Source organism: Desulfovibrio sp. 1188_IL3213, assembly GCF_036763145.1.
Taxonomy (GTDB): Bacteria; Desulfobacterota; Desulfovibrionia; order Desulfovibrionales; family Desulfovibrionaceae; genus Desulfovibrio.
The window spans coordinates 1-5,611 of the sequence record NZ_JBAIYR010000129.1; the positions used below are offsets into that span (position 1 = coordinate 1).

Here is a 5,611-nt window from a genome sequence, read left to right on the forward strand (position 1 = left end):
CCTCCGGGCGGAATTCGCCGGGCGCGGTTGCGGCCGTGCCAGCATGACATTTTTAGAACCCATATATCACTTAAGGAACAGGGCGCATCACTGCGCCGAGGAGTCGCCATGAGCACTGTGAAAACCATTGCGGGCCAACTGGACGCCAAGGGCCTCAAGGTGGCCGTTGTGGCTACCCGCTTTAACGACTTTATTGTCGACCGCCTGGTGGGCGGCGCGCTCGACTACCTGGAGCGTCACGGCCTGGATATGGAAAACGTGACGGTGGTGCGCATCCCCGGCGCTTTCGAGATGCCCCTTGTCTGCCAGAAGCTGGCCGCTTCCGGCAAGTATGACGGCATTCTGGCCCTGGGCGCCGTCATTCGCGGCGGAACCCCCCATTTTGACTATGTGTGCGCCGAAGCCAGCAAAGGCATTGCCCATGCCATGCTGCAGCACAACATGCCCGTTGGTTTTGGCCTGCTGACCTGCGACAATATCGAGCAGGCCATTGAGCGCGCAGGTTCCAAGGCCGGCAACAAGGGCGTGGAAGCCGCTGCCGCCATGCTGGAAACCATCCGCGTCATGGAGCAGTTGTAAACTCATGGCTAAAGGCAAAAATGCCACCAGGCGCGGTGAGCGTGAGATGGCTTTTCAGGTTCTGTACGGTCTCTCTTTTACGCCGGCCCGCTCCCTTGAAGAGTTGCGCCGCAGCTTTCGCATGTCGCCGGACAATCTGGCGCGCAGTGAGGAAAGCGGCGTTCCTGTGCAAGCCTGCGGCTTTTCCTGGGAACTCGTGGAAGGGGTGTGGAGCAACAGCGCCGCTCTGGACGAGACCATCAGCCGTTTTTCGCACAACTGGCGCGTGGACCGCATGGGCCGGGTTGAGCTGACCCTGCTGCGGCTGGCTGCGTATGAGCTTGTTTTTCGCAATGATGTGCCGCCCAAGGTGGCTATCAATGAAGCCCTGGAGCTGAGCCGCCAGTTTGGCGAAGGCAATGCCAAGAACTTCATCAACGGCATTCTCGACGCTGTTGCCAAGGCTCTGGAAAACGGCGAGCTGCAACGCTGCGCCGCATCCTCCAATCCTTCTATCTGAACCGGTATGCCCCATGACGCAAGAACGTTACAATCCGCAAGCAATTGAAGAAAAATGGCAGTCCCGCTGGCAGGCAGAAAACGCCTTTGCCTGCAGCCACGAAAGCAACAAGCCCAAATATTATGTGCTCGAAATGTTCCCCTACCCTTCGGGCAACATACACATGGGCCATGTGCGCAACTACTCCATAGGCGACGTGGTGGCGCGCAGCAAACGCATGCAGGGTTATAACGTGCTGCATCCCATGGGTTGGGACGCCTTCGGCCTGCCTGCGGAAAACGCGGCCATCAAAAACAATACCCATCCCGCGGAGTGGACGTATGCCAACATCCGCACCATGCGCGCGCAACTGAAGCGCCTGGGGTATTCCTATGACTGGTCGCGTGAAATCGCCACCTGCCGCCCCGAATATTACCAGTGGGAGCAGATGTTCTTTCTGCGCCTGCTGAAAAAAGGGCTCGTCTACCGCAAAAAGGCCCCGCAGAACTGGTGCCCCTCCTGCCACACGGTGCTTGCCAATGAACAGGTCATTGACGGCCTGTGCTGGCGCTGCGACAGCCGCGTTGTGCAAAAGGACCTCACCCAGTGGTTTCTCAAGATCACGGCCTACGGCGACGAACTGCTGCGCGACCTCGGCACGCTTGAGGGCGGCTGGCCCGAGCGCGTCATCGCCATGCAGCGCAACTGGATAGGCAGATCCACCGGCGCATCCATCACCTTTGGTCTGGAAAAAAACGTGGAAGGCGTAAAAGGCATTGATGTCTTTACCACCAGACCCGACACGGTCTTCGGCGTTACCTTCATGACCCTGGCCCCGGAGCATCCTCTGGTGGAACACCTCATCCAGGGCTACGAAAAAGCCGATGAGGTCAGGGCCTTTGTGGAGCGCATCCGCAACATGGACCGCCTGGACCGCCAGTCTGACCTGCTGGAAAAAGAAGGCATCTTCACCGGTGCGTACGCGCTCCATCCCTTTACGGGTCAGCGCGTTCCCCTGTGGCTCGGCAATTTTGTTCTGGCCGACTACGGCACGGGCGCGGTTATGGGCGTTCCCGCTCACGACCAGCGCGACTTTGAATTTGCACGTAAATACGACCTGCCCGTGCAGGTGGTCATCTGCCCCGAAGGGCAGGAACTTGCGCCTGAAGCCATGACCGAGGCATATACCGGCCAGGGCGTCATGGTCCATTCCGGCCAGTTTGACGGCATGCCCAACGAAGACGGCAAAAAAGCCGTGGCCCAGAGCCTTGAAAAAGACGGCAAGGGCAAAGCCACTACCCAGTTCCGCCTGCGCGACTGGAACATCTCGCGCCAGCGCTATTGGGGCGCGCCTATCCCCGTAATTTATTGCGACAAGTGCGGTGCTGTGCCGGAAAAGGAAGAAAACCTGCCCGTGCTGCTGCCGCTGGATGTAAAAACCCGCAGCGACGGTCGGTCCCCGCTGGCCGATACGCCCTCTTTCGCCCAGTGCGCCTGCCCCCAGTGTGGCGGCCCGGCCCGGCGCGAAACAGATACTATGGACACGTTTGTGGAGTCCTCATGGTACTTCGCGCGCTTTGCCAGCGCCCGTGACGCCGAAACGCCCTTTGCTATGGACGCGGTGAAGTACTGGCTGCCTGTTGACCAGTACATCGGCGGCGTGGAGCATGCCATTCTGCACCTGCTCTATTCCCGCTTTTTCACCAAGGTGCTGCGCGACATGGGATTCTTCCCGCCCGAGCTTTCCGAGCCTTTCAGCAACCTGCTCACCCAGGGCATGGTGCTCAAAGACGGCGGCAAGATGTCAAAATCCAAGGGCAACGTGGTTGACCCCACAGCAATGATCAAAAAATACGGCGCAGACACCGTGCGCCTTTTCTGCCTGTTTGCCGCCCCTGCCGAGCGGGACTTCGACTGGTCTGACTCGGGCATTGAAGGAGCTTCGCGCTTCATCAACCGCGTGTGGCGGCTTTTTGTAGAAGAACAGGACCGCCTGCTGCCGCTTAAAGCCTGCACGTCCACTGCCCAGGATGCCCAAAGTCCCGAAGCGCGAGACCTGCGCCGCCGTGAACACCTGGCCGTCAAAAAGGCCGGAGAAGACATGGGCGACCGCTTCCAGTTCAACACGGCCATTGCCGCTGTGATGGAACTGGTCAACACCATGTACATTGCACGTGAAAAAATGGGGTCGACCGAGGGCGACAGGCGGGTGTTCTCTTCTGCCACGGCCACGGTCATCACCCTGCTTTCTCCCATAATTCCACACGTCTGCGAAGAATTGTGGAGCCGCCTCGGCCATGCTGCATCCCTGTCCGACGAGCCTTGGCCCCAGTGGGATAAGGACGCCACGGCCCAGGATACGGTCACCGTGGCTCTTCAGGTCAACGGCAAGCTGCGCGGTACGGTGGCGATTCCCGCCGGGGCCGACAAGGCCGCTATGGAAGAGGCAGCCCTGGCAGACAGTTCGGTGCAGCGCCACACGGCCGGGCTTACCATCCGTAAAGTGGTGGTGGTTCCGGGCAAGCTGGTCAACATCGTCGCCAACTAGGGCGTTTTAACTTTGAAAAAATGTAAATGCTCTAACGCTGCGCGAAAGTGCAGCGCGCCACAACGTGGCATGGATTCAGCCGGAAATCGCATTTTTTGCTGAATGAACACATTGAAATAATTTATATTTTAACATTAATCTGCTCTAGAGCAGTTTTATTTTGAGATCGCTCTGACGGCGGCGCAAAAGCCCCTTTTCGAGGGCGCAGCCACGCCGACGGCATGCAGAACAAGCCTGCCGACGGCCGCCGATCATGGGCCGGGAATATGATGGGGAAGGGGAGGACGCAAAGGACTCCCCTTCCCCATAACTCTTCCCCCCATAAACTTTTACCGCTATGATGGGATCATGAGCACCACTCGTCCCGGTTTTTCCTTTCTTGTCTGCCCCGACGGGCAACTGCTGCGCGACCGCCTCGCCCGCCAGCTGGAGGCGTTTCCTCCGTCTGCCGCTGGCGGTCTCATGCCGCAGAACGCTCCCGCGCAATGGGAGCGCCATGTCTATTGGGGCGACGAGGAACCGCCACAGAGATTCTGGGAACACCTGACCCTGCAGGGTCTTTTTGGCGCGCCCCGCGCCCTGATTGTCCGTCAGGCCAATCTGTGGCCCGCCGCCGTGTGGAAAAAAATTTCCCATGCCCTGGCCCGCCCCTCTGACCAGTGCTGGCCCTTTTTTTGCCTTGAAGTAAACTGGGAACGCGGCCAGCCCAAAGTTCCCGCCCACCTGGGCAAGCTGCCCTGCATGGCCTTTGCCGACAAGAAAGGCTGGATCTGGCGGCAAGAGGGACTTGGCGAACGCACTCTGCGAAAACACGTGCTGCAGCGCAGCCAGGCTCTGGGGCTGCCCTTTGCCCCGGATGCCCTGGAACAGTTCTGCGCTTCCGTGCCGCCCGACGCCCTGGCCGTTGAAAACGAGCTGGAAAAACTGATGCTGCTGCGCCGTGCCCTGGCAGACAGCACGGCGGAAGGGAAAAACGGCGACGCCGTCAATCCGGCAATGCTCTCCACCGCCTCCTGGAGTCCGGAATGCGACGTTTTCGCCTGCATCCGCCAGATGCAGGCGGGCAATCTGTCCGCCGTGTGGAAAGAGCTTGCGCGCAACAAGGACGGCGACAGCCTGCTTTTTTCCCTGCTGGCCCTGCTGGCCCGCGAATTGCGCCTTTTGTGGCAGTGCCAGGCCGGAGAAAACCCGCGTATGCGCCCGCAGGATGCCTCTGCCAAAAAACAGCTTGCCCGGCGTCTCGGCCCCGCAGGCATCGCCCAGGGCATGTCCCTGATAGTAGACGCCGAGCTTCAGGTCAAAAGCGGTCGCCGCAGCCCCGACCAGAGCCTGGACTTTCTGGCCGCCCGCATGACCAGCCTTTTCGCCCAGGCGCAAGGCCGCGCCTAGAGCAATTTCACTTTGAAATTGCTCTGGCGGCTGCGTGAGCAGGCGTTCGCTACGGAGGCGTAAGCGCAGTTTATCTGCGCGGTTAAACGCCGAAGTGAGCGTGCCTTAAACTTTGCGAATGTATATTCTCAAAGTTAATCTGCTCTAGTGGCGCGTCCGGAACTGGCCTTGCCGCTTGTTTTTTCGCCCCTGAAGCGATAATTTCCCTGTAGTCATCCCCCTGCCCTCTTGCATAACCTTCAAGACTGCTTACCTTATGGCAACAACGTCAGGTTCCACACCATCGCATACAGGCCACCGGGCCAGACTGCGTGAACGCTTCGAGCGCGACCCCGCCGGGATGGCGGAGTATGAGTTTCTGGAACTCCTGTTGGGGTACAGTCTCACACGCAAGGATACCAAGCCCCTGGCCAAGGAACTGTTGCGCCGCTTCGGCGGCATTCGAGGCGTCATGAACGCCAGGCCTGATGAACTGCTGGCCGTACCCGGCTTTGGACCGGGGCTCATGACCTTTTTCACGGTTCTGCGCGAAACCTTTAGCCGCTATACGGACTCGGCCGTGCGCAAGCGCGAGGTTCTGGCCACGCCGCAGGCGGTGGCCCGTATGGCACAGAGCC

Annotated in this window: 4 protein-coding genes and 1 pseudogene; all 5 read left to right on the plus strand. The window is 59.8% G+C overall.

The genetic code is table 11. The features are described from left to right. The first annotated feature begins 108 nt into the window (after positions 1–108). The gene (ribH, locus tag V6C16_RS06985) at positions 109–579 is read left to right on the plus strand and encodes a 6,7-dimethyl-8-ribityllumazine synthase (protein WP_333536849.1); all 471 of its coding nucleotides are present in this window, start codon (positions 109–111) and stop codon (positions 577–579) included. A gap of 4 nt (positions 580–583) precedes the next feature. Continuing rightward, positions 584–1,078, plus strand: coding sequence for a transcription antitermination factor NusB (nusB, locus tag V6C16_RS06990; RefSeq protein ID WP_333536848.1), 495 nt, complete (start codon positions 584–586; stop codon positions 1,076–1,078). Between the two features lie 13 nt (positions 1,079–1,091). Continuing rightward, positions 1,092–3,605, plus strand: coding sequence for a leucine--tRNA ligase (leuS, locus tag V6C16_RS06995; protein WP_333536846.1), 2,514 nt, complete (start codon positions 1,092–1,094; stop codon positions 3,603–3,605). Positions 3,606–3,953: 348 nt separating this feature from the next. Further along, a complete protein-coding gene (locus tag V6C16_RS07000; protein WP_333542941.1) occupies positions 3,954–4,994 on the plus strand; it encodes a DNA polymerase III subunit delta in 1,041 nt (346 codons plus the stop codon). A 256-nt stretch (positions 4,995–5,250) separates the two neighbouring features. Then, positions 5,251–5,611, plus strand: a pseudogene (locus V6C16_RS07005) (hypothetical protein); the annotation flags it as partial.